This window comes from Bacillus sp. FSL R7-0685 (assembly GCF_038002425.1).
GTDB lineage: Bacteria > Bacillota > Bacilli > Bacillales > Bacillaceae > Bacillus > Bacillus subtilis.
The window spans coordinates 1,179,230-1,198,874 of record NZ_JBBOCN010000001.1 but is presented as its reverse complement, the minus strand read 5'-3'; the positions used below and the strand labels follow the sequence as shown (position 1 = coordinate 1,198,874).

18 protein-coding genes and 1 other annotated feature are annotated in these 19,645 nt (G+C 42.4%); of the genes, 2 read left to right on the top strand and 16 right to left on the bottom strand.

The window, feature by feature from the left end:
- Positions 1-28: 28 nt before the first annotated feature.
- Positions 29-685, top strand: coding sequence for a TerC family protein (locus tag MKY50_RS06250; protein WP_003232944.1), 657 nt, complete (start codon positions 29-31; stop codon positions 683-685).
- A 42-nt stretch (positions 686-727) separates the two neighbouring features.
- On the opposite strand, the gene spx is transcribed toward MKY50_RS06250, so the two are convergent.
- The 8 genes from spx to oppA all read right to left on the bottom strand — a co-directional run bounded on the left by spx (position 728) and on the right by oppA (position 8,970).
- On the bottom strand, positions 728-1,123 hold the full coding sequence (spx, locus tag MKY50_RS06245; protein WP_014476435.1) for a transcriptional regulator Spx: 396 nt from the start codon (positions 1,121-1,123) through the stop codon (positions 728-730).
- 180 nt (positions 1,124-1,303) lie between these two features.
- Entirely contained in the window at positions 1,304-1,882 is a 579-nt protein-coding gene (locus MKY50_RS06240; protein WP_003224597.1) for a GNAT family N-acetyltransferase, read from the bottom strand.
- A 163-nt stretch (positions 1,883-2,045) separates the two neighbouring features.
- Positions 2,046-3,263 (bottom strand): MFS transporter, encoded by a 1,218-nt coding sequence (locus MKY50_RS06235; protein WP_341117291.1) that lies wholly within the window; start codon positions 3,261-3,263, stop codon positions 2,046-2,048.
- Positions 3,264-3,369: 106 nt separating this feature from the next.
- On the bottom strand, positions 3,370-4,287 hold the full coding sequence (gene oppF / locus MKY50_RS06230; protein ID WP_003245567.1) for an oligopeptide ABC transporter ATP-binding protein OppF: 918 nt from the start codon (positions 4,285-4,287) through the stop codon (positions 3,370-3,372).
- 1 nt (position 4,288) lies between these two features.
- Positions 4,289-5,365 carry an oligopeptide ABC transporter ATP-binding protein OppD gene (gene oppD / locus MKY50_RS06225; protein WP_015252358.1) on the bottom strand — a complete coding sequence of 359 codons (1,077 nt, stop codon included), beginning with the start codon at positions 5,363-5,365 and terminating at the stop codon, positions 4,289-4,291.
- A gap of 4 nt (positions 5,366-5,369) precedes the next feature.
- Positions 5,370-6,287 carry an oligopeptide ABC transporter permease OppC gene (gene oppC / locus MKY50_RS06220; RefSeq protein WP_003232954.1) on the bottom strand — a complete coding sequence of 306 codons (918 nt, stop codon included), beginning with the start codon at positions 6,285-6,287 and terminating at the stop codon, positions 5,370-5,372.
- Positions 6,288-6,290: 3 nt separating this feature from the next.
- A complete protein-coding gene (oppB, locus tag MKY50_RS06215; RefSeq protein WP_014479444.1) occupies positions 6,291-7,226 on the bottom strand; it encodes an oligopeptide ABC transporter permease OppB in 936 nt (311 codons plus the stop codon).
- Between the two features lie 106 nt (positions 7,227-7,332).
- The gene (oppA, locus tag MKY50_RS06210) at positions 7,333-8,970 is read right to left on the bottom strand and encodes an oligopeptide ABC transporter substrate-binding protein OppA (RefSeq protein WP_021479550.1); all 1,638 of its coding nucleotides are present in this window, start codon (positions 8,968-8,970) and stop codon (positions 7,333-7,335) included.
- 470 nt (positions 8,971-9,440) lie between these two features.
- Positions 9,441-9,655 (top strand) — a binding site (T-box leader).
- 58 nt (positions 9,656-9,713) lie between these two features.
- Here oppA and trpS point away from each other — a divergent pair.
- Positions 9,714-10,706 carry a tryptophan--tRNA ligase gene (gene trpS / locus MKY50_RS06205; protein WP_080530043.1) on the top strand — a complete coding sequence of 331 codons (993 nt, stop codon included), beginning with the start codon at positions 9,714-9,716 and terminating at the stop codon, positions 10,704-10,706.
- A 34-nt stretch (positions 10,707-10,740) separates the two neighbouring features.
- Here the strand turns inward: trpS and MKY50_RS06200 are convergent, their stop codons facing one another.
- The 8 genes from MKY50_RS06200 to fabF all read right to left on the bottom strand — a co-directional run bounded on the left by MKY50_RS06200 (position 10,741) and on the right by fabF (position 19,635).
- Positions 10,741-11,493 carry a YjbA family protein gene (locus MKY50_RS06200; protein WP_003232959.1) on the bottom strand — a complete coding sequence of 251 codons (753 nt, stop codon included), beginning with the start codon at positions 11,491-11,493 and terminating at the stop codon, positions 10,741-10,743.
- Between the two features lie 205 nt (positions 11,494-11,698).
- Positions 11,699-12,613 carry an oligopeptide ABC transporter permease gene (opp4C, locus tag MKY50_RS06195; protein WP_114523659.1) on the bottom strand — a complete coding sequence of 305 codons (915 nt, stop codon included), beginning with the start codon at positions 12,611-12,613 and terminating at the stop codon, positions 11,699-11,701.
- 15 nt (positions 12,614-12,628) lie between these two features.
- On the bottom strand, positions 12,629-13,579 hold the full coding sequence (locus tag MKY50_RS06190) for an ABC transporter permease (protein ID WP_015252362.1): 951 nt from the start codon (positions 13,577-13,579) through the stop codon (positions 12,629-12,631).
- A gap of 74 nt (positions 13,580-13,653) precedes the next feature.
- Positions 13,654-15,282, bottom strand: a complete 1,629-nt coding sequence (locus tag MKY50_RS06185; protein ID WP_174223345.1) for a peptide-binding protein — start codon at positions 15,280-15,282, stop codon at positions 13,654-13,656.
- An 87-nt stretch (positions 15,283-15,369) separates the two neighbouring features.
- On the bottom strand, positions 15,370-16,359 hold the full coding sequence (gene appF, locus MKY50_RS06180; protein WP_029317611.1) for an oligopeptide ABC transporter ATP-binding protein AppF: 990 nt from the start codon (positions 16,357-16,359) through the stop codon (positions 15,370-15,372).
- Positions 16,356-17,342: an oligopeptide ABC transporter ATP-binding protein AppD gene (gene appD / locus MKY50_RS06175; protein ID WP_014663522.1), complete on the bottom strand. Its 987-nt coding sequence runs from the start codon at positions 17,340-17,342 to the stop codon at positions 16,356-16,358. Before appD ends, appF begins: the two co-directional genes overlap by 4 nt.
- A gap of 190 nt (positions 17,343-17,532) precedes the next feature.
- Positions 17,533-18,318 (bottom strand): DUF2268 domain-containing protein, encoded by a 786-nt coding sequence (locus MKY50_RS06170; protein ID WP_003232967.1) that lies wholly within the window; start codon positions 18,316-18,318, stop codon positions 17,533-17,535.
- A gap of 75 nt (positions 18,319-18,393) precedes the next feature.
- Complete coding sequence (fabF, locus tag MKY50_RS06165; protein ID WP_003244890.1) at positions 18,394-19,635, bottom strand: beta-ketoacyl-ACP synthase II; 1,242 nt, start codon at positions 19,633-19,635, stop codon at positions 18,394-18,396.
- Between the last annotated feature and the right edge of the window lie 10 nt (positions 19,636-19,645).

The window sequence follows — 19,645 nt, the reverse complement described above, 5'->3', positions numbered from 1 at the left end:
CGAAGGACTGAAAGCGAGGTGCCGCTTCATGGAGCATGACTATCTGATTTCTCTGCTTGTCATTGTTGGGATTGACCTGATCCTCGGCGGAGATAACGCGGTTGTTATTGCCATGGCCAGCAGACATTTGCCGGACAAGCAAAGACAGCAAGCCATTATTCTCGGAACATTTATTGCCGTTGCCATGAGAATCGGATTAACAAGTGCAGCTGTATATCTTTTGAACATTCCGTTCTTGCAGTGCGCCGGCGGAATTTTCCTGCTGTATTTAGGATATCAGCTGCTGATTGAAAAAAAAGACACGAAGCACATTAAAAGCAGCACCTCCCTGTGGAGAGCGATACGAACGATTGTGCTTGCAGATCTCTTTATGTCGCTGGACAACGTCATCGCAGTTGCGGGAGCATCACATGGTGAGTTTTCTCTCGTTGTTATAGGTTTGTGTGTATCGGTTCCGGTTATTATTTGGGGCAGCAAACTCATCCATATTGCACTAGAGAAAATACCGCTTCTGATTTACGCGGGAAGCGGGCTGCTTGCTTATACTGGCGGAGAAATGATTGTCAGAGACAAAAAGCTGTCGCTTTTTATGGCGCAGCACGGCACAGTCGAAACGCTCCTCCCCATTTTGACGGTTGCGTTTGTCATCCTTGCGAGCATTTATTACCAGCAGGTTGAAAAATAAAAGAAGGCTGATCACTCAGCCTTCTTTTGATGATACGATCTATTAGTTTGCCAAACGCTGTGCTTCTCTTAATTGGAAAGAGCGAACTTTTCTTGGCAGGAAACGTCTGATTTCGTCTTCGTTATATCCGACCTGCAAACGTTTTTCGTCAATGATGATCGGACGGCGAAGCAAACCTGGATGCTCGTTGATCAAGCGGTACAAATCTTGCAGCGGCATAGATTCAACGTTCACATTCAGTTTTTGGAATACTTTTGAACGGGTTGAGATGATTTCATCTGTTCCATCCTCAGTCATTCGAAGAATTTGTTTTATTTCATCAATTGATAAAGGTTCAGAGAAAATGTTTCTTTCTACAAATGGAATATCGTGCTCCTCGAGCCACGCTCTCGCCTTTCTGCATGAAGTACAGCTTGGTGATGTGTATAGTGTAACCATTCATCTTCACTCCTCTAATTAGTAGGATGAACATCTATTTTATTCTTAAATTGAAATTACTCTAAAAAAGGAATCTTTACAGGTATTATACTATAAAAAAGTAAGTGTGAACAGTATCCTAAGAAAAAAATGTGTCAATCCAGCAAATTTTTAATGTTTATGATATGTTCTAATTCTCAATTAGCTTAACTGATCGAAAATATTTTTTTGTTTTTCTTCATCAATGAGTTTCAGGACTTCATCCGTTTTTTCGTACGATTCCCCGTACCATTTCTCGTCTTTATAAGTATGAATGTTTTCATATGTTTGTTTCATGGCTTCAAGAATTTCTTCTTCTGATTCTGTTTTTGGTGACCAGTACAGAATCTCCATCTTGTTTACTTCATTCGTAGCCAATGACCGGCGCCGGTACCCAATTGACTGAGCATGCTTGAAATGCTCTCTTTGATAAAACCTCAGGCGTTTTTCTGTATCAGTATCATCTTCATCCACAGGTTCCACCTCGAGCAATATGGGCTTATTTTTCTTTTTCAGCTTCGCGATCAATTTGCCGCCAAGCCCCTGCCCTCTTGCATCCTTAGACACATACAGATAATCAACGAAGATAAAAGAATCGAATTCCGCAAACATTAAAATATGATGTTTGCCTTCATCTTTATGATAAATATCGCTTCGCTCTTTCAGAAGAGCTTCCATATGCGCTTTTGATTTCATTTCTTCAATTGGAAAGTACTCGCTAAGCTTTTCATACCAGTTCATTGATTTGCTCCTTATGAGTTCGTTGTCTTCATACTTTTAGATATACCCCATTTCTTCTTGTTTAAACAGCCTTACATCTATAAAGACGTGCGAACTTCCGCCATGGTTTCATTTTTTTTTCAGCAAAACGGAGCCAGCTGCTCCGTTCATTTTGAAGTGTTTCTCATTGAACTCGATTTTCTCGCCTGTAATGAACCAGACGGGGCTGCGCCAGTGCAATCAGAAATGTCATGATATATAATGCAGCAGCCGCGATAAAAGCTATTTTCGCACCAGCAGCATCAGCCACTAGCCCCATAATGGAGTAGGTGACGCCTGACCAAGGAGTCAAAATCGCATTTTTTGCAGCCATGATTCCGATTCGTTTCTGCTCGGGAATAACTTCCTGCAGCATGGTTTCCTGGCAAATATCACGCACCTGATAAAAAGGCCCCATTGCAGCACAAGCCAGAGCGCATAAAAATGGGAGTGGAGAAAATGAAAACAAAAGGGTCAGCGCCGACATTACAAGCGAGCTGAACATAATGGCATAGCCCATATTCCGCTCAAAAAAAGAAGAAAAACGAATGGCAATCACACTGCCGACAATTGCGCCTATAAAATAGGAAGCGTTAAACATCCCCCACCACACCTCTGTTTCATGCAAAACAGCCGCAGTAAATGCGAGGAGAATAGCAGATGACCATACGGAACCCGCCAAAGCTTCTATCACGTCCATTACAGTAATGTCTCTTACAATAGGGATGATCATTAAATCCTTCCATATACTTCTGACAGATGCTGTTTCAGCAGTTCCTGCAGCCTCTTCTTCATTTACATGCAGCACACTGATGGAAGCTCCCGATAGAACTAACAGGCAAATGGCAGCGCCGACAACGAGTTCAAAAGGGACGGCGTACGTCAGAAGGCCTCCAAGGCCCCAGCCTGCTGTTAAGAACAATTGATTCGAGAGGGAGATCACACCATTCGCTTTTACATATTGCTTCTTTGGAACAATAATCGGCAGCAGCGCAAATCTTGCCGGCTGAAAAAAAGCGCCCGCGAAGGAAAAACAAAACACAAACAGCAGCGTAATCCAAAAGAATGCCTGTCCGTGATGAGTGACGCTGTATGCCATCAGGATTGTAAAGACCGCTCTAAGCAGATTCGCTCCCGCAAGCACCTTTTTAAAACCGAGAATGCGAAGCACCGGAGAGACGCAAAAGCTTGCTGCTATACTCGCAAACGACATGAACGATAAAATAAGGCCTGCCAAAAAAACGGAGTCAGTCATTTGATAGACCCGGACCATTAAAACGATTGTGACGAGGACTCCTGCTAAAGATTGAAAAGATTGAGACAGCAATAGCGCAAAAACATTTTTGTTATGCAGAAATTGAATCGTATTTCGCCTCCGCTTTTTCCTCTAATTGTAAATGTTATCATTCTCACTTTCTATGAAGACGCAAAAAAATCCTTCAAGAGAAATCTCTTGAAGGATTGATGAATCATGAAAAAGCTTTAAATTCGGCTTCCGTGCACATCACAAAATGTCCCGGTTTGACTTCACGGAATTCCATCGTTTCCCCATCCTTTAATTGATGGACAGACGGATCATATTTCTGGCGAACGCGATTTCTCTCATAGTCCGGATCAGGAAGCGGAATCGCAGAAAGCAATGATTTTGTATATGGGTGAAGCGGATTTTCATAAAGCTCATCTGCCGGCGCAAGCTCAACCAGTTTCCCGAAATACATGACGCCAATGCGGTCACTGATGTATTTGACCATCGATAAATCGTGGGCAATAAACAGGTATGTGAGCCCTTTTTCTTTTTGCAGTTCTTTCATTAAATTCACGACCTGCGCTTGAATGGATACATCCAAAGCGGAAATCGGCTCATCCGCGATAATGAATTCCGGATCAACAGCAAGAGCTCTGGCAATCCCGATTCTTTGGCGCTGGCCGCCGGAAAATTCATGCGGATAGCGGTTCGCGTGTTCCTTGTTTAAACCAACTGTTTCCAATAGTTCATGAACCCTCTGCATCCGCTCTTTTTTCGTTTTCGCCAGCTTATGAATATCAAGGCCTTCAGCAATAATATCAGCAACTGTCATTCTCGGATTCAGGGATGCATAGGGGTCTTGGAAAATCATCTGCATTTTGCGGTTGAATTCCAGCAGCTTTTTCCGCGATTTTCTCCCGTGCACATTTTCACCGTTAAACAGCACCTCACCATCGGTTGCTTCGTACAGCCGGATAATGCTTCGGCCTGTTGTCGATTTACCGCAGCCAGATTCACCAACCAGCCCTAATGTTTCACCTTTATAGATATCAAATGATAAATCATCTACAGCCTTAACCGTTCCCCTCGGCGTGACAAAGTGCTGTTTTAAATGTTTGATTTCTAATAGTTTTTCAGTCAATTCATTCACCTTCTCTCACTAAGACAGGTTTTTCATACGTATTTGCCAGTTTACGCATTTTCGCTTTTACCGCTTCTGGCGGCTCTACCTTTGGCGCGTCGGGATGAAGCAGCCACGATTTGACATAATGAGTATCAGATACCTTAAACATTGGCGGCTCCTGTTCAAAATCGATTTTCATCGCATAAGGGCTCCGCAGGGCAAAAGCATCTCCTTTTGGCGGGTTTGTCAAATCAGGCGGTGTGCCCGGAATGGCAGTCAGCTCTTCCTCTCCTGAACTTTCCAGTGTCGGCATGGATGCAAGAAGCCCCCAAGTATACGGATGTCTCGGATCGTAGAAAATTTCGTCTACCGTACCTGTTTCTACAATCTGTCCCGCGTACATGACAGCGACCCGGTCAGCAACATTTGCCACAACACCAAGATCGTGTGTAATAAAGATGATGGACGTATCAATTTTCTTTTGCAAATCCTTCATCAATTCCAGAATTTGCGCTTGAATCGTTACATCAAGTGCAGTGGTCGGCTCGTCGGCGATCAGAAGCTTCGGATTCGCCGCAAGCGCCATCGCAATGACAACCCGCTGCCTCATCCCGCCTGAAAATTCATGCGGAAATTGGTTCACCCGCTTTTCCGGCATTGGGATACCGACTAATTCCAGCAGTTCAACCGCGCGTTTTTTAGCCGCTTCCTTCGAGATCTTTTCGTGTTTAAAAAGCACTTCCGTAATTTGTTTACCGACCTTCATCGTTGGATTTAAGGAGGTCATCGGATCCTGAAATATCATGCCGATCTCTTTTCCTCGGACATTTTGCATTTCTTTTTCGGACAGCGGCACCAGATCCTTCCCTTCAAACAGGATTTCACCGCGTTTGAAATAACCCGGAGGCATTGGAATCAGCTTCATGATTGCCTGAGAGGTTACACTTTTTCCGGACCCCGATTCGCCGACGATAGCCAGCGTCTCTCCTTTATCCAGATGGAAATTCACTCCGCGGATCGCTTGGACCTCTCCGCCATATGTTTTAAATGAAATTGCTAAATCTTTTACTTCTAATAGGCGTGTCACCCGTATCACTCCCTTATTTACGTAACTTAGGATCCAATGCGTCTCTTAATCCGTCGCCGACAACGTTAAAGCCAAACATTGTAATGCAGATAAATCCGGCAGGGAAGAATAAACGCCACGGATAATAGGTCAATGCAGGCAATCCGTCAGAAGCCATCGTTCCCCAGCTTGCCAGCGGAGCCGGAACACCGAGTCCCAAATAGCTTAAAAAGGCTTCTGTAAAAATCGCAGTAGGAACTGTCAGTGTCATCGTGACCAAAATAGAACCCATTGCGTTTGGCACGATATGTTTAAACAGAAGACGGGATGTTTTTGCACCCAGTGTCTGTGAAGCAAGCACATACTCTTGATTCTTCAGCTGCAGCACTTGTCCGCGCACGATTCTGGCCATGTTAATCCAGCCTGTAATCGTCATGGCAATAATAATCGTAAATAGACCTTTCGGAAGAACAACCATCAGTAAGATAACCATTAATAATGAAGGAACTGCCCAAAGGATATCAGCGATACGCATCATGATTTCGTCCGTTCTGCCACCGCGGAAGCCTGAAATGCTCCCCCAAATGACGCCGATCAGCAAATCAAGAACAGCAGCTGCAACACCGATAAAGATTGAGATTCGCGCTCCTACCCATGTACGGACGAAAATGTCCCGTCCAAGATCATCTGTGCCGAACCAGTGATCTTTTGAAGGCGGCTTATCCGCATTTAAGAGATTAGTAGTTGAATAATCATACCTTGAGAACATCGGCGCAAAAATTGCCATAAGGATAATAAGTACGATAATGATAAGCCCGACCATTGCAAGCTTATTGCTGCGGAAGCGAAGCATCGCATCTTTCCAGAGGGAAAGGCTCTTTTTACTTATTTTTTCTGCATCGCCGGCATTCGCTGCGGCTGGTTCAAACATGTTTTTTGGAATGTTCTGCATGGCCTAGGCTCCTTTCTTTGCTTTGGAAAGCTTGATTCTTGGATCAATAATGCCGTATAACACATCTACGATTAATACACACAATAGCAAGATGACACTGAAGAACACCGTTACACCCATAATGACTGTATAATCACGGTTTGTAATACTGTTTACGAAGTGTGAACCAAGCCCCGGGATCCCAAAAATGGTTTCAATAATGAAGCTCCCCGTTAAGACCTGTGCGGCCATCGGGCCCATGTATGTAACAACCGGCAAAAGCGCGTTTCGAATGGCGTGCCGCACAGTAACTGCTGGACGAGACAGCCCTTTCGCTTTCGCAGTGCGGATATAATCACTGTTTAACACTTCGATCATGCTTGAACGGGAAAGTCTGGCAATGAACGCCATCGGCATGGAAGCAAGTGCGATTGAAGGCAAAAAGGTGTATGCCCAGGACTCCCACCCCGCGACCGGAAACAGCCCAAGCTTCATGGAGAACACATATTGCAGAACAGCCGCCATGATAAAGCTTGGAACTGAAATACCAAATATCGTTAAAATCGCGACGGTATAATCCTGCCACTTATTATGGTAAAGAGCTGCAATGACTCCAAACAATACACCTAACGCTAAAGCGAGGAGAATAGCTTCTGCTCCAAGAGTGAATGAAACGGGGAAACCTGAATTGATCAGGTCGTTAACACTCTGACCTTTATATTTAAATGATGGTCCGAAATCCCACATTGCAACTGATTTCAAATAACTGACGTATTGTACAAACAGCGGCTTGTCCAAGCCATAGTGCGTATTTAAGTTTGCTTCAATTTCAGGCGGAAGCTTTTTCTCACCTGAAAATGGCCCGCCCGGTGCTGCTTGCATTAAGAAGAATGTCACAGTTACAATCACAAATAGTGTGATAATCATATAGACTAAGCGTCTTCCGATATATTTTAGCAAGGGGGAACACCTCCATGGTTTCTACTTTTTTATATTCCTCAGTAAGAAAGGTATATGGGAAATAGGTCCCCATATACCTTGAGGTTATTGTTTTCACAAATAAGACTTATTGAAAGTACGCGTTTCTGAAGTAAATTTCTCCAGTTCCAGTAATAATAGTTCCTTTCAGATTTTCGTCTTGTACCCAAGGAATCGTATAAAAATAAATTGGAGCTACCGGCATTTCATCAATGAAAATACCTTCCGCTTTTTTCAGCAGCTCTGCACGTTTGTTTTGATCTGTTTCAGTTTGTGACTGATTCAGCAATTTTTTGAATTCTGGGTTTTCCCAGCCTGTATCGTTATTTCCTCCGTCTTTGTCACGGAACAATTCTAGGAAGTTGATAGGATCATTGAAGTCCCCAAGCCAGCCCATACGGCCGATTTGATAATCTTGGCTGTGGAGCTTATCAATATAGACATTCCATTCTGAGTTATCAAGCTCAACATCAACGCCTAAATTTTTCTTCCACATTTCTTGTACAGCTTGAGCGATTTTCGCATGTGCATCATCAGTGTTATAAGACAATTTGATTTTCGGAAGGTCAGATGCCTTGCTTAAGCCCATTTCTTTTAGGCCTTTTTCAAGGTATTCTTTTGCCGTTTTAACATCGTTGTCTTTGTAGTAGCCTTCTTTGTTATCCTCAAATCCCTTCATTGTCGGCGGCACCGCAGCCATAGCCGGGATTTGTTCACCTTGCGTAATGTTTTTAACAATCGATTGACGGTCAATCGCATAAGATAATGCTTTACGGATATTGACGTTGTCTAACGGCTTAGCTTCAGTGTTGAATTTGTACCAATACACACCTGCCATCGGCTCAACATGTAAAGAACCGTCTTTTTTCAAGGAAGGGAGAGATTCTGTCGGAAGCTGCCCGAGCGGCAAACCGGCCCAATCAAGTTCGCCAGCTTGGAATTTTTTTAGTTCCGTATTGTTATTGTTGATCATAACCATATCGATTTTCTTCAGTTTGACTTTGTCTTTATCCCAATACTGGTCATTTTTTTCGAGAGTAATAGAACCGCTGTGTTTCCATGCCGTCATTTTGAACGGCCCGTTTGATACATAATCATCTCCGGCATTTGTATTCCACTTTTTATTTTTCTCTGCAATTTTCTTATTGATCGGCATATACGTATAGAACGCAGTTAATTCAGTGAAATATGGCGTCGGGTTATTTAATTCAACCTTCAGCGTTTTGTCATTCACAGCTTTTACTGCCACATCATCTAGGCTGCCTTTGCCGGTATTCGCCGCTTCAGCACCTTTTATGTAGTAGAGCTGGTAAGCGTATTGTGATTCGTTATTAGGATCAAGCGCCCATTTCCAAGCATATTCAAAATCTTGTGCTGTTACAGGGTCTCCATTAGACCATTTCACACCATCACGAATAGTGAATGTATATGTTTTACCGTCCTTGCTCGTTTCAATTTTAGAAGCCATGCCTTCTTCAGGCTCACCATCTGCATTGATACGTGTCAATCCTTCAAAAGTCTGACGGATGACACCGCCTGATACTGAATCATTTGCCAATCCCGGATGTAAGGAGAACGGCTCAGTTTTAATATTAATGTTAAGTGTCGTCTTTCCTTTACTGTCCTTTTTCCCTTCACCGTTTGATCCGCTGCCGCCAAAGCCGCACGCGCTCAGCACGAGAGTGAAAATGAGCATCAACGTGACAATCGACCAACGTTTTTTCATATTCGCAAACCCCCTAATAATAATTTTCAGCTCCTTACGGCTAAATCCTCAGAAATATCAGACAAATGAACCTGAGTTTCCACAACTTTTATTCTGTTCCGTCTTTTCTGATTATTTTTGTAAAAAAGCTGTAACAATAGAGTGAACAAGTTCATTATAATGAAACAAATAATTTATTGCAATATTATTTTATCAATTTAAAATATTTAAACTTCGTTAGTTTTTCTTCCATGAACATAATATCCTTCTACCATTTAAAGCATAAATTGATTAAAAACTTTTTCATGTGTTTTCTGCCCATATTGCTTTTTACATATAATATCTGCCTGTTTTTACGCTGATAGCAGTTATCATTTAAGGATTTTACAGCACTCGTGTTATTTATATTATTACAATTTTACTGGAAAAAAGAATGTTTTTTCATGATGACAATTGGTTATAATTGATTTATAATGAAGCAATCAAAAGAAAAGCTTGCTATGAAAAAGAGTAGTACACGTTTCACCTGTTTGAAGAGAGTCTGCGGTGCTGGGAGCAGATAACGGGCAATGTGGAATGGACTTTGGAGCAGCTGACCGAACTGGAAAAAAGTAGGCTCAGCCGGAGCAGTCTCCGTTACAAACGTCAGAGTGATTCCATTTTAATGGAATAATCAGGGTGGTACCACGGTTCATTCGTCCCTTTTTTACAGGGGAAGAATGAGCCTTTTTTATTATGTTTTAAGAAATGAGGTTGATGTTTTCATGAAACAAACGATTTTTTCAGGCATTCAGCCAAGCGGCTCAGTGACGCTCGGCAACTATATCGGTGCAATGAAGCAGTTTGTCGAACTGCAGCATGATTATAACAGCTATTTTTGCATCGTCGATCAGCATGCGATAACTGTTCCTCAAGACCGGCTTGAGCTTAGAAAGAATATCCGCAATCTCGCGGCGCTTTACTTAGCTGTCGGACTTGATCCAGAAAAAGCAACATTGTTTATTCAGTCAGAGGTCCCCGCGCATGCGCAGGCCGGATGGATGATGCAGTGTGTCGCCTATATCGGCGAGCTTGAGCGGATGACTCAATTTAAGGACAAATCCAAAGGCAATGAAGCTGTCGTCTCCGGCCTGTTAACATATCCGCCGCTGATGGCCGCTGATATTCTGCTGTACGGAACGGATCTTGTACCTGTCGGCGAGGATCAAAAGCAGCACCTTGAGCTGACGCGGAATCTTGCAGAACGCTTCAACAAAAAATACAACGACATCTTTACGATTCCGGAAGTGAAAATTCCAAAAGTCGGTGCACGTATCATGTCTCTGAATGATCCGCTGAAGAAAATGAGCAAATCTGATCCGAATCAGAAAGCTTATATTACATTGCTGGATGAGCCGAAGCAGCTTGAAAAGAAAATCAAAAGCGCTGTAACGGATTCTGAAGGCATTGTGAAATTTGATAAGGAAAACAAACCGGGCGTTTCAAACCTTCTTACAATTTATTCAATCCTCGGCAATACGACAATTGAAGAGCTTGAAGCAAAGTACGAAGGAAAAGGCTACGGCGAGTTTAAAGGTGATTTGGCAGAAGTCGTGGTGAACGCATTAAAACCGATCCAGGACCGCTATTACGAGCTGGTAGAATCTGAAGAATTAGACCGGATTCTTGATGAAGGCGCGGAACGAGCGAACCGGACAGCAAACAAAATGCTGAAAAAAATGGAGAATGCCATGGGTCTTGGAAGAAAAAGACGCTAATCAAAAAACCGCTCTTTGCAAAGAGCGGTTTTTTTTAGTTGACCTTTGATTCGTTTTCCATTTCCCATAGCTTTTCGAAAAAAGGCTGTCCTTTTATTAGGTTTTCGCAAAAAGCTAGGTGCTTGTCCGACCAGCCTTCAATTGTTTCGTTATACAGCATGTCCCAAATCTCTTCAAAGCTCATCCTTTTGATTTGTTCATACATATGCGGATTCCACTCTGTGTACCAGTAGCCGATTTCTGCCCGGTTTTTCAGCCCTTTCAATTGGTCAAGCGCCATAAACATCAGCTGCTTGATTTGCCGTTCTTTTCTTGTCAGTCCTCTGACATGTTCTGGTGCTAATGATAAGATGTGATATTCCTTAGAGGATTCCAGCTTCTTTGGCTCAAATTCATATGCTTCAGGCTCTACATCTTTTACCATTTCATAAACGAGCTGCTCCTGTCTTGGGATCAGACGGCTTTTTCTGACAGGGATCGTGTAGCCGATCGTGTCGACAGCTAAAATGCCGATTCCGTCTGTTACGACAAAACAATACTCAAGCTTTGTCCGCTCATGATTTTTCCGAATGTACGATTTCTGATGTACGTCTTCAAGCAAACCTTCCGGAAGCTCTGACAAATCGTTTTCTATGTAATGAAACAGTACTGACGGCACCCTTAACAGCGGCACCTGATCCAAAAGCTCAACCGTATCTTCCTTGCGCCATTCGTGAAAGTGGCATACATTGTAGCCATTTTCTTCCCCTTCAAACCAATTGACCCACACATCATGAAGAAATAACATCTCTAACCCCTCACTTTTATAAAAACTGTTGTCCACAGTATAGGCAAGGGATAGAGAAATTATTCCAAAGAGATTGAGGAAATCTGGAATCATTGGGTTTATGTAAGAATCATAAAAAGCAGATCTCTTTGTATATTTTCTGACAAAAGGAGACCTGCTTTTTTTCTGATTTGGTGATATTTTATAACAGATATTATTTTCATTTTTATTTAATATTTTTCGGGTCAAGCGCATCCCGCAGGCCATCACCGACAAAGTTGAAGCATAAAACGGTCATTAAAATAAATAGCCCGGGAAATAACGGGTACCACCATGCTTGAATCATTAATGTAAAGTTTTGAGCATCCTGAAGCATGTTTCCCCAGCTAGCAATTGGCGGCTGGATACCGAAACCCAAATAGCTTAGCGTTGATTCAGCTAGAATGACACTGCCTACTTTTAGAGTAGCGGAAACAATAATTGGCCCAATACAATTCGGCAATATATGCGAAAAAATAATTTTGTGATTTTTTGTGCCTATTGTTTTAGCAGCCAATACAAATTCCCTTGACCTTAAAGATAAAAACTCACCTCTGACTAGTCTCGCTGTTGTAGTCCAACCCGTCAAAGAAAAAATCAAAATTAACTTATCCATTCCGGGTTGAAAAATTGTAACCAAGGTAATAAGCAGAAAAATATCAGGAATAGATAAGACTACGTCGACAGCCCTCATTAATACAGCATCTACTATTCCTTTAAAGTACCCTGCTACAGCTCCAACAACCGTACCTATAGTAATCGCACCAATTACGGAAGCAAAACCGACTAATAAAGACACACGAGCTCCATATAACACCCTTGTAAATATATCTCGCCCAAACTTATCCGTTCCCATTAGATTTTTAGGGCTTGGCGGCTTCAGTTTGTTTAAAAGTGATTGACTCTCAGGTGAGTAAGGCGCAATAAAAGGGGCAAAGACTGCCATTAAAATAATAACTGTTAATATGATACCCCCAACAACAGCAAGCTTATTTTTGAAAAATTTCTCAAAAAAGATCCTAGTCATTGTTTCTGGTTTTTTTCCAATATTTTCTTTTAGCTTTACCTCATTAGAGGGAGCCGCAGTGTTTGGATGTGCCATATGTGTCTCCCCCTTTTAATATTCAATTCTCGGATCAACTAATGCATACAAAATATCTGCAATCAAGTTCCCCAGTACAACCAACACAGCAGAAATCACAGTCATGGCCATAATAACCGGATAATCTCGAGAGAATGCCGAATCAATAAATAACTTTCCTAATCCTGGCCAAGTAAAAATCTGTTCCACCACGACCGCACCGCCAATAAATGACGGAATCATCAATCCGAAAATTGTAATAACAGGAAGCAGGCCATTTCTCAAACCATGTTTGAAAATCACTTTATTTTCTTTGAATCCTTTGGCTCGAGCTGTTCTTATATAATCTTGCTTTAATACATCAAGCATACTTGATCTTGTATAACGAGTAATACCTGCCATATCCGCAGTTGCTAAAACAAACGCAGGTAAAATTAAATGATGGAGCCTATCAAAAATGTTAAAGTCAGCGTTTAAAGTGCCGACACCTCCCGTAGGAAACCAACCGAGATTTACGGAAAGAACCATAATAAGAATTAATCCGAACCAGAAATTTGGTATTGCCAGCCCCAAAAATGACGTGACGGTTATACCATAGTCAAGCTTAGAATAAGGGCGTTTTGCAGAAAGAACACCGAAAGGAATTGAAATCAGAAGAGCAACAAGAGTTGAAAAAACCATAAGCACCAGAGTATTTGGCAAACGTGAAAGGATTAGATCGGAAACTGGTGTCCCCTTTTTCACAATAGATGTCCCAAAGTCGCCTTGGAGCATGTTCCCAAGCCATTTTAAGTACTGAACAGGTTCTGGATCATTGAGCCCGTACTTTTCAATAAATTTGGCTCTGTCAGCTTGGCTGATTGTCGGATCCATCATAAGTGACATCGGATCACCTGGTGCCGCTTTCATTATCGCAAATGATAAAATTGTAATGCCCAAAAGAATTGGCAGAGACATTAATGTTCGACGAACAATATATGTAACCATATTCTTGTCCCCTTTTCTAAAATAGGATAAAGAGGAAAGGATGCATAATCCTCACCTCTCTAGGGATTTAACTATTATTGTTCAAGCCACCATTTTTCAATATGATATAAGTCATTTTTCGGATGGAATACATATCCATGCATGTTTGTCGGGATTGCCCTATGATAATTGTAATAAAACAGGAATGAATAAGGCTGGTCCTCAGCAATCAATTTATAGATTTCTTCATATTTTTTCTGATATTCTTCTCTGTTTGTAATTGACTTTGCCTCAACCAAAAGTTTATCAACCTCAGGGTTTTTGTACCAAATATTGTTCAATCCATTTTTAGACTGACTTGAATGGAAGATCGTGTATTGGTCAGGGAACGTAGCTAGACTCCATCCGAGCAACAATGCATCATAATCCCAATTTGGTGGATTTGTCTGTTCGATTAGAGCACTAAATTCCACAATTTGCGGTTTTGCTTCAATTCCTACTTCTTTAAGTTGCTGCTGAACAACAACTGCTAAATCCTCCCGAATCTTATTACCCTGGTTAGTTTTAATGGTAAATGAGAATTTTTTTCCGTCCTTATCAAGGTAACCGTCTCCATCTGTATCTTTCCATCCTGCTTCTCCCAAGAGCTTTTTAGCTTTTTTAGGATTGTAATCAAATGTAGGTACATCACCTTTTGGATAGTTCCAAGAAAGCGGACTTTCAGGAACGTTTGCAACTTTACCATCACCATTTAACACCTGATCTACCATTGCTTTTCGATCAAGCGCATACGTAAGAGCTTGGCGGACTTTTTTGTCTTTAAATAATTCGTTTTTTTCATTCCATCCAATATAGCTGTAGTTCAAACCAAGATCTGATTTAACTTGAACATTATCAAATGTTTTAACTGTCTCAATGTCTGTGCCCGGTACAACAAAGAAGTCAATATCCCCAGCTTTTAACTGAGCAACAGCGGCATTAGAATCAGGAATCGTCTTAACTGTCACTGTATCTAAATATGGTCTTCCGCCATAATAGTCATCATTTGCTTCAAGTTTTACATAATCGCCCTTCTTCCATTCAACAAACTTGAATGGACCCGAACCAATTGGATTCTTCCTGTTAAATTCATTTTCGCCTAAATCTGCAACTGGCACTTTCCCTAAAATGTGTTTAGGCAGAATACCGTAACTGCCTAAAACAACATTGTAAAAATACGCATCCTTTTTCTTTAATTTAAATTCAATTTCATAATCACCTTTTTTTGTAACAGATTTTAGTGATTCAAAACCAGAACCGCGTTCACCATTATAGTCCTTGTTTAAAGGGATGCTATAAGTGAAAACAACGTCATCGGCTGTAAGTTCTTTTCCATCATGGAATTTTACACCTTTTCTAATTTTGACATCATAAGTCAGGCCATCTTTGGATTCCGTTACTTTCTCAGCTAAAGCAGGTTTCACATTTAGTTTTTCATCCGTTTCTAATAATGTACTATAGATCATCCCTTCAATATCTGAACTGGAAACGTCTGTAGAATAGAGTGGATTAAACAACGTTGGCTCCCCAGTAGAACCAACAACCAAATCCCCGCCTTGCTGCGGTTTGCCTGCTGATTTTTTCTCGCTGCTGTTGCTCGATTTTGATCCCGAGCAGGCTGATAAAAAGATGGCCAGAACCATCAATACACTTAGCATCATCAGTGCGGTTTTCCGTCTTTTCATTAGATATTCCCCCTCTTGAAATGTTCGTTCTTCTCAGCTGTTGTTTATGTAGTGTGCATACCCCCTCTCAAAGCTGTGCGGGCAACATTAGCTATAAAGGTGACAAGCCACAAAGTGGCTGGGAGCAGCTTCTTTAAATTCTGGTATTTGTTCCTTGCATATCGGTTTTGCAACAGGACATCTTGTGTGGAATACGCAGCCTTTTGGCGGTTTGGCCGGACTAGGCAGTTCTCCCTTCAGGACAATGCGTTCACGTTTGACAGATCCTCTTTTTCTTGTAACCGGAACGGAGGATAAAAGCGCTTGGGTATATGGGTGAAGCGGGTTGTCATAAAGCTCATGCTTGCCGGTCAGCTCCATCATTTTGCCAAGATACATTACTCCGACTCTGTCGCTGATATGGCGGACGACACTCAGATCATGAGAGATAAATAGATACGTAAGATTAAATTCTTCCTGTAATTCCTCCATCAAGTTAATCACTTGGGCCTGAATGGATACATCAAGTGCGGAAACCGGCTCATCTGCAATGATCAGCTCTGGATTCAAAGTGAGTGCTCTGGCAATGCCGATCCGCTGACGCTGGCCGCCGGAAAACTCATGGGGATAACGGCTGGCAAACGACGGGTGAAGCCCTACTCTTGCAAGCAGCTCTTCAACTTTTTCGTTTCGTTCACGCATGGTATACATGTTGTGCGTATTAAACGGCTCCTTTATGATGGAACGCAGGGTCTTTCTCGGGTTTAACGAAGCAAATGGATCTTGGAAAACCATTTGAATATTTTTGCGGACACTCTTCCGCAGCTTCTCCTCTGACAGATTGGAAATATCCTGCCCTTTAAAAAGAATTTGGCCCTCTGTCGGTTTGTACAGTCTGATCATCGTTCTGCCGGCAGTCGATTTTCCGCAGCCCGACTCTCCAACAATTCCGAGTGTTTCTCCTTTTTTTAACGAAAATGAAACACCATCCACCGCTTTTACATCACCGACTTTTCTTTGAAAAAGGCCTGACCGGATCGGAAAGTATTTTTTTACGTCACGAAGCTCTAAGATTGTTTCTTGATTAGCTGCTGTCATGATTGTTCGGCACCCTCTTCCTCATATAAAAAGCATCTCACCGTTCTTCCGCTTTTGTGTGTCAAAAGCGAAGGCTGATTTGTCCAGCACTTATCCATAGCTTTCGGGCACCTTGGGGCAAAACGGCACCCCGGCGGCAGATTATCCGGTGTAGGCACACTGCCTTTAATCGCATTTAATTTATCAATCTCTCCATCTATAACAGGAATTGACGTAAGCAGGCCTTCTGTATACGGATGAAGCGGTTCTAAAAATAAGTCATCAACAGTGGCGTTTTCTACGACTTGTCCGCAGTACATGACAATCACTCTATCGGCAGCCTCAGACACGACACCTAAGTCGTGTGTGATGAGAAGAATCGATGTATTGAACTTCTGACAGAGATCTTTCATGAGCTCCAGCACCTGGGCTTGTATTGTCACGTCCAGCGCTGTCGTTGGTTCATCAGCAATGAGCAGTTTAGGATTACAGCTCAGTGCGATGGCAATCATCACCCTCTGTCTCATACCGCCGGACAGCCGATGCGGGTACTCCTTCATAATTTGCTCCGCCCGGGAGAAACCGACCATCTGCAAGAGTTCAACAGCTCGTTGACAGGCTTCTTTTTTCTTCATGTTTTTATGGTAAATCAGCACTTCGGTAATTTGTTCTCCGATTGTTAACACCGGATTAAGGGAGGTCATCGGTTCCTGAAAGATCATGGATACTTCGTTACCGCGGATTTTGCAATAATCGTTTTCAGTGAATGAGGTGAGGTCTTTGTCTTCGAGTTTAATAGAGCCGTCCATGATTTTTCCGCCTGAGCTTTGGACGAGGCCCATAATTGATAAAGAAGTAATGCTTTTTCCGGAGCCCGATTCACCTACAAGCGCGACGGTTTCGCCTTTGCTGATGTGAAAATCGACTCCGTCAACCGCAGGGATCGGCTCCTTTTTCCTGAAAAAATATGTCTTTAAATTATTCACTTCTAAAAGTGTGCTCATGCTAGCTCCCCTTTCCCCCCTCTTGTTGTCAAACGTTTTCAAGAGAAAGCAATCCCCTTATTCAGAAATAATAAATAATATGAATTATCGAAAAATTTTATAGTTGTATATTATTACAATCATTTTGCAAAATCAAGAATTTTTTAGGATAAATGTAATATTATTAATGAAATTCCATTATTTTATCCTTTTAAAGCATTGCATCCAAAAAGGTTTCAGCAGGAATGGACAGCCCGTCTGCGGTGCTTGCCTTGCTGGCGGTTAAATATTTTTTTACAATATTGAATCCAACTGCGTATCCAAGCATTTTTGGCTGATATCCTTTGCCGAATAACAGCTGGGGAAATAATCGATTATCCCGTTTGATATCCCGATGGGGCGCAATCTTTTTTTCATATAAAGCCTGAAGCTGCTCCGGTGTATACCAAGTCGTCCACTCAGCCGTTTGACTTCGGCCGAACCTCTCATAAACAGCATATTCCGCCAGCCCTTCCATGATGATTGTATCAAGTAATGTGACATCCTTTTCCTCTTTTGTCAGATGACCTAACCGGCAAACGTGATGATACTCATGCGTCATAAGGGCAGATACCGACCCAAAATCTAAATCTGACGAAAGAAAAAGGAACATTTTGTCTTGAAAGGCGAGTCCTGATTTTGATCCGAATTCTAAACGGATTCTCCTGTTTCGTTCATCAACCGGCAGCGTGACAATTGGTACATCAGGACCTTGCCATTTGTTTTTGAGGTACTGTTCTTCCTTTTGGATATGTCCGTAAAAACCTTTTTCCTTCAGCTTGGAAACCGTCTGAATACCCTCTTTTATGTTTTTAAACATCCCATGATGCTGAAGATGCCCCAGAATGCCCTTCCAGTTCTTTTTCTCCGCACCTGAAAAAAGCGGGATAATGTAATGCGCCAAATCATCTATTGAACCTGCCTTCCTGAGCCAGCTATATGTTTGTTCTACACTCATGTGATCGCCTCCTCTTTTAATCCTATGCACACAAAAAAAACCGGCTACCCTTTAAGGGCAGCCGGTTTGGCTTGATTATGATTGATATTTTTTAAAGATTAATGTTGCGTTGTGTCCGCCGAATCCTAATGAGTTGCTGAGAACATAATTAAGTTCCTGTCTGCGGGCTTCATCAGGCACATAATCCAAATCACATTCTTCGTCAGGTGTTTGAATATTGATTGTCGGCGGAATCACGCCTTCTTTAATGGCAAGGATAGAGAAAATGGCTTCAATACCGCCGGCTGCTCCTAAGAGGTGGCCTGTCATCGATTTTGTAGAGCTTACCGCAAGTTTATGCGCATGCTCGCCAAAAACGGTCTTAATCGCCATTGTTTCGTATTTGTCGTTGTAATACGTGCTTGTCCCGTGAGCATTGATGTAATCAATTTCTTCAGGTGCAATGCCTGCATCTTTAATGGCTTCTTGCATCGCTCTCGCTCCGCCTTCACCGTCTTGGGCCGGCGCTGTGATATGATAAGCGTCTCCGGTTGAGCCGTAGCCGACAATTTCTCCGTAAATTTTAGCGCCGCGGGCCAGGGCATGCTCAAGTTCTTCAAGAACGATAATCCCTGCACCTTCCCCCATGACAAAGCCATCACGGTTTTTATCAAACGGGCGGCTCGCTGTTTTCGGATCTGGATTAGTAGACAGCGCTTTGTTGGCACTAAAGCCGGCGAATGACATTCTTGTCAGCGGCGCTTCTGTTCCGCCTGTGACCATCACGTCTGCATCACCGCGCTGAATAACCTTAAACGCGTCACCGATGGAGTTCGTTCCTGTAGCACATGCTGTAACCGTACAAGAGTTCACCCCTTTTGCTCCTAATGCAATAGAAATCTGGCCTGTCGCCATGTCAGGAATCATCATTGGCACGAAAAACGGGCTTACCCGTCTTGGGCCTTTTGTTAAGAAGATTTCAAATTGAGACTCTAGTGTTTCAAGTCCTCCGATACCGGAGCCTACCCAAACACCGACTCTCGGCGCGATCTCATCGGTAATGTTAAGATCTGCATCTTCAACCGCCATTTTCGCAGCCACAACCGCATATTGTGTAAAGCGGTCCATTTTTCTGGCTTCTTTTTTATCCATATAATCTTCAACATTAAAATCTTTTAATTCAGCGGCAACTTTTGCCGGATATTCTTCAGCGTCAACACGAGTGATCGGACCGATTCCGGACACACCGTTGATTGCGTTATTCCAACTTGTATCGACGTCGTTGCCAAGTGGAGATAATGCTCCAAGTCCTGTAACAACTACTCTTTTTTTAGTCATCTTGTGTGCA

What these genes read in the sequence shown, in the direction of transcription:
- MKY50_RS06250 (WP_003232944.1), top strand. Translation starts at nt 29, where the DNA reads ATGGAGCATGACTATCTGATTTCTCTGCTTGTCATTGTTGGGATTGAC.
- spx (WP_014476435.1), bottom strand. Translation starts at nt 1,123, where the DNA reads ATGGTTACACTATACACATCACCAAGCTGTACTTCATGCAGAAAGGCG.
- MKY50_RS06240 (WP_003224597.1), bottom strand. Translation starts at nt 1,882, where the DNA reads ATGAACTGGTATGAAAAGCTTAGCGAGTACTTTCCAATTGAAGAAATG.
- oppC (WP_003232954.1), bottom strand. Translation starts at nt 6,287, where the DNA reads ATGCAGAACATTCCAAAAAACATGTTTGAACCAGCCGCAGCGAATGCC.
- oppA (WP_021479550.1), bottom strand. Translation starts at nt 8,970, where the DNA reads ATGAAAAAACGTTGGTCGATTGTCACGTTGATGCTCATTTTCACTCTC.
- trpS (WP_080530043.1), top strand. Translation starts at nt 9,714, where the DNA reads ATGAAACAAACGATTTTTTCAGGCATTCAGCCAAGCGGCTCAGTGACG.
- MKY50_RS06200 (WP_003232959.1), bottom strand. Translation starts at nt 11,493, where the DNA reads ATGTTATTTCTTCATGATGTGTGGGTCAATTGGTTTGAAGGGGAAGAA.
- opp4C (WP_114523659.1), bottom strand. Translation starts at nt 12,613, where the DNA reads ATGGCACATCCAAACACTGCGGCTCCCTCTAATGAGGTAAAGCTAAAA.
- MKY50_RS06190 (WP_015252362.1), bottom strand. Translation starts at nt 13,579, where the DNA reads ATGGTTACATATATTGTTCGTCGAACATTAATGTCTCTGCCAATTCTT.
- MKY50_RS06185 (WP_174223345.1), bottom strand. Translation starts at nt 15,282, where the DNA reads ATGAAAAGACGGAAAACCGCACTGATGATGCTAAGTGTATTGATGGTT.
- appF (WP_029317611.1), bottom strand. Translation starts at nt 16,359, where the DNA reads ATGACAGCAGCTAATCAAGAAACAATCTTAGAGCTTCGTGACGTAAAA.
- appD (WP_014663522.1), bottom strand. Translation starts at nt 17,342, where the DNA reads ATGAGCACACTTTTAGAAGTGAATAATTTAAAGACATATTTTTTCAGG.
- MKY50_RS06170 (WP_003232967.1), bottom strand. Translation starts at nt 18,318, where the DNA reads ATGAGTGTAGAACAAACATATAGCTGGCTCAGGAAGGCAGGTTCAATA.
- fabF (WP_003244890.1), bottom strand. Translation starts at nt 19,635, where the DNA reads ATGACTAAAAAAAGAGTAGTTGTTACAGGACTTGGAGCATTATCTCCA.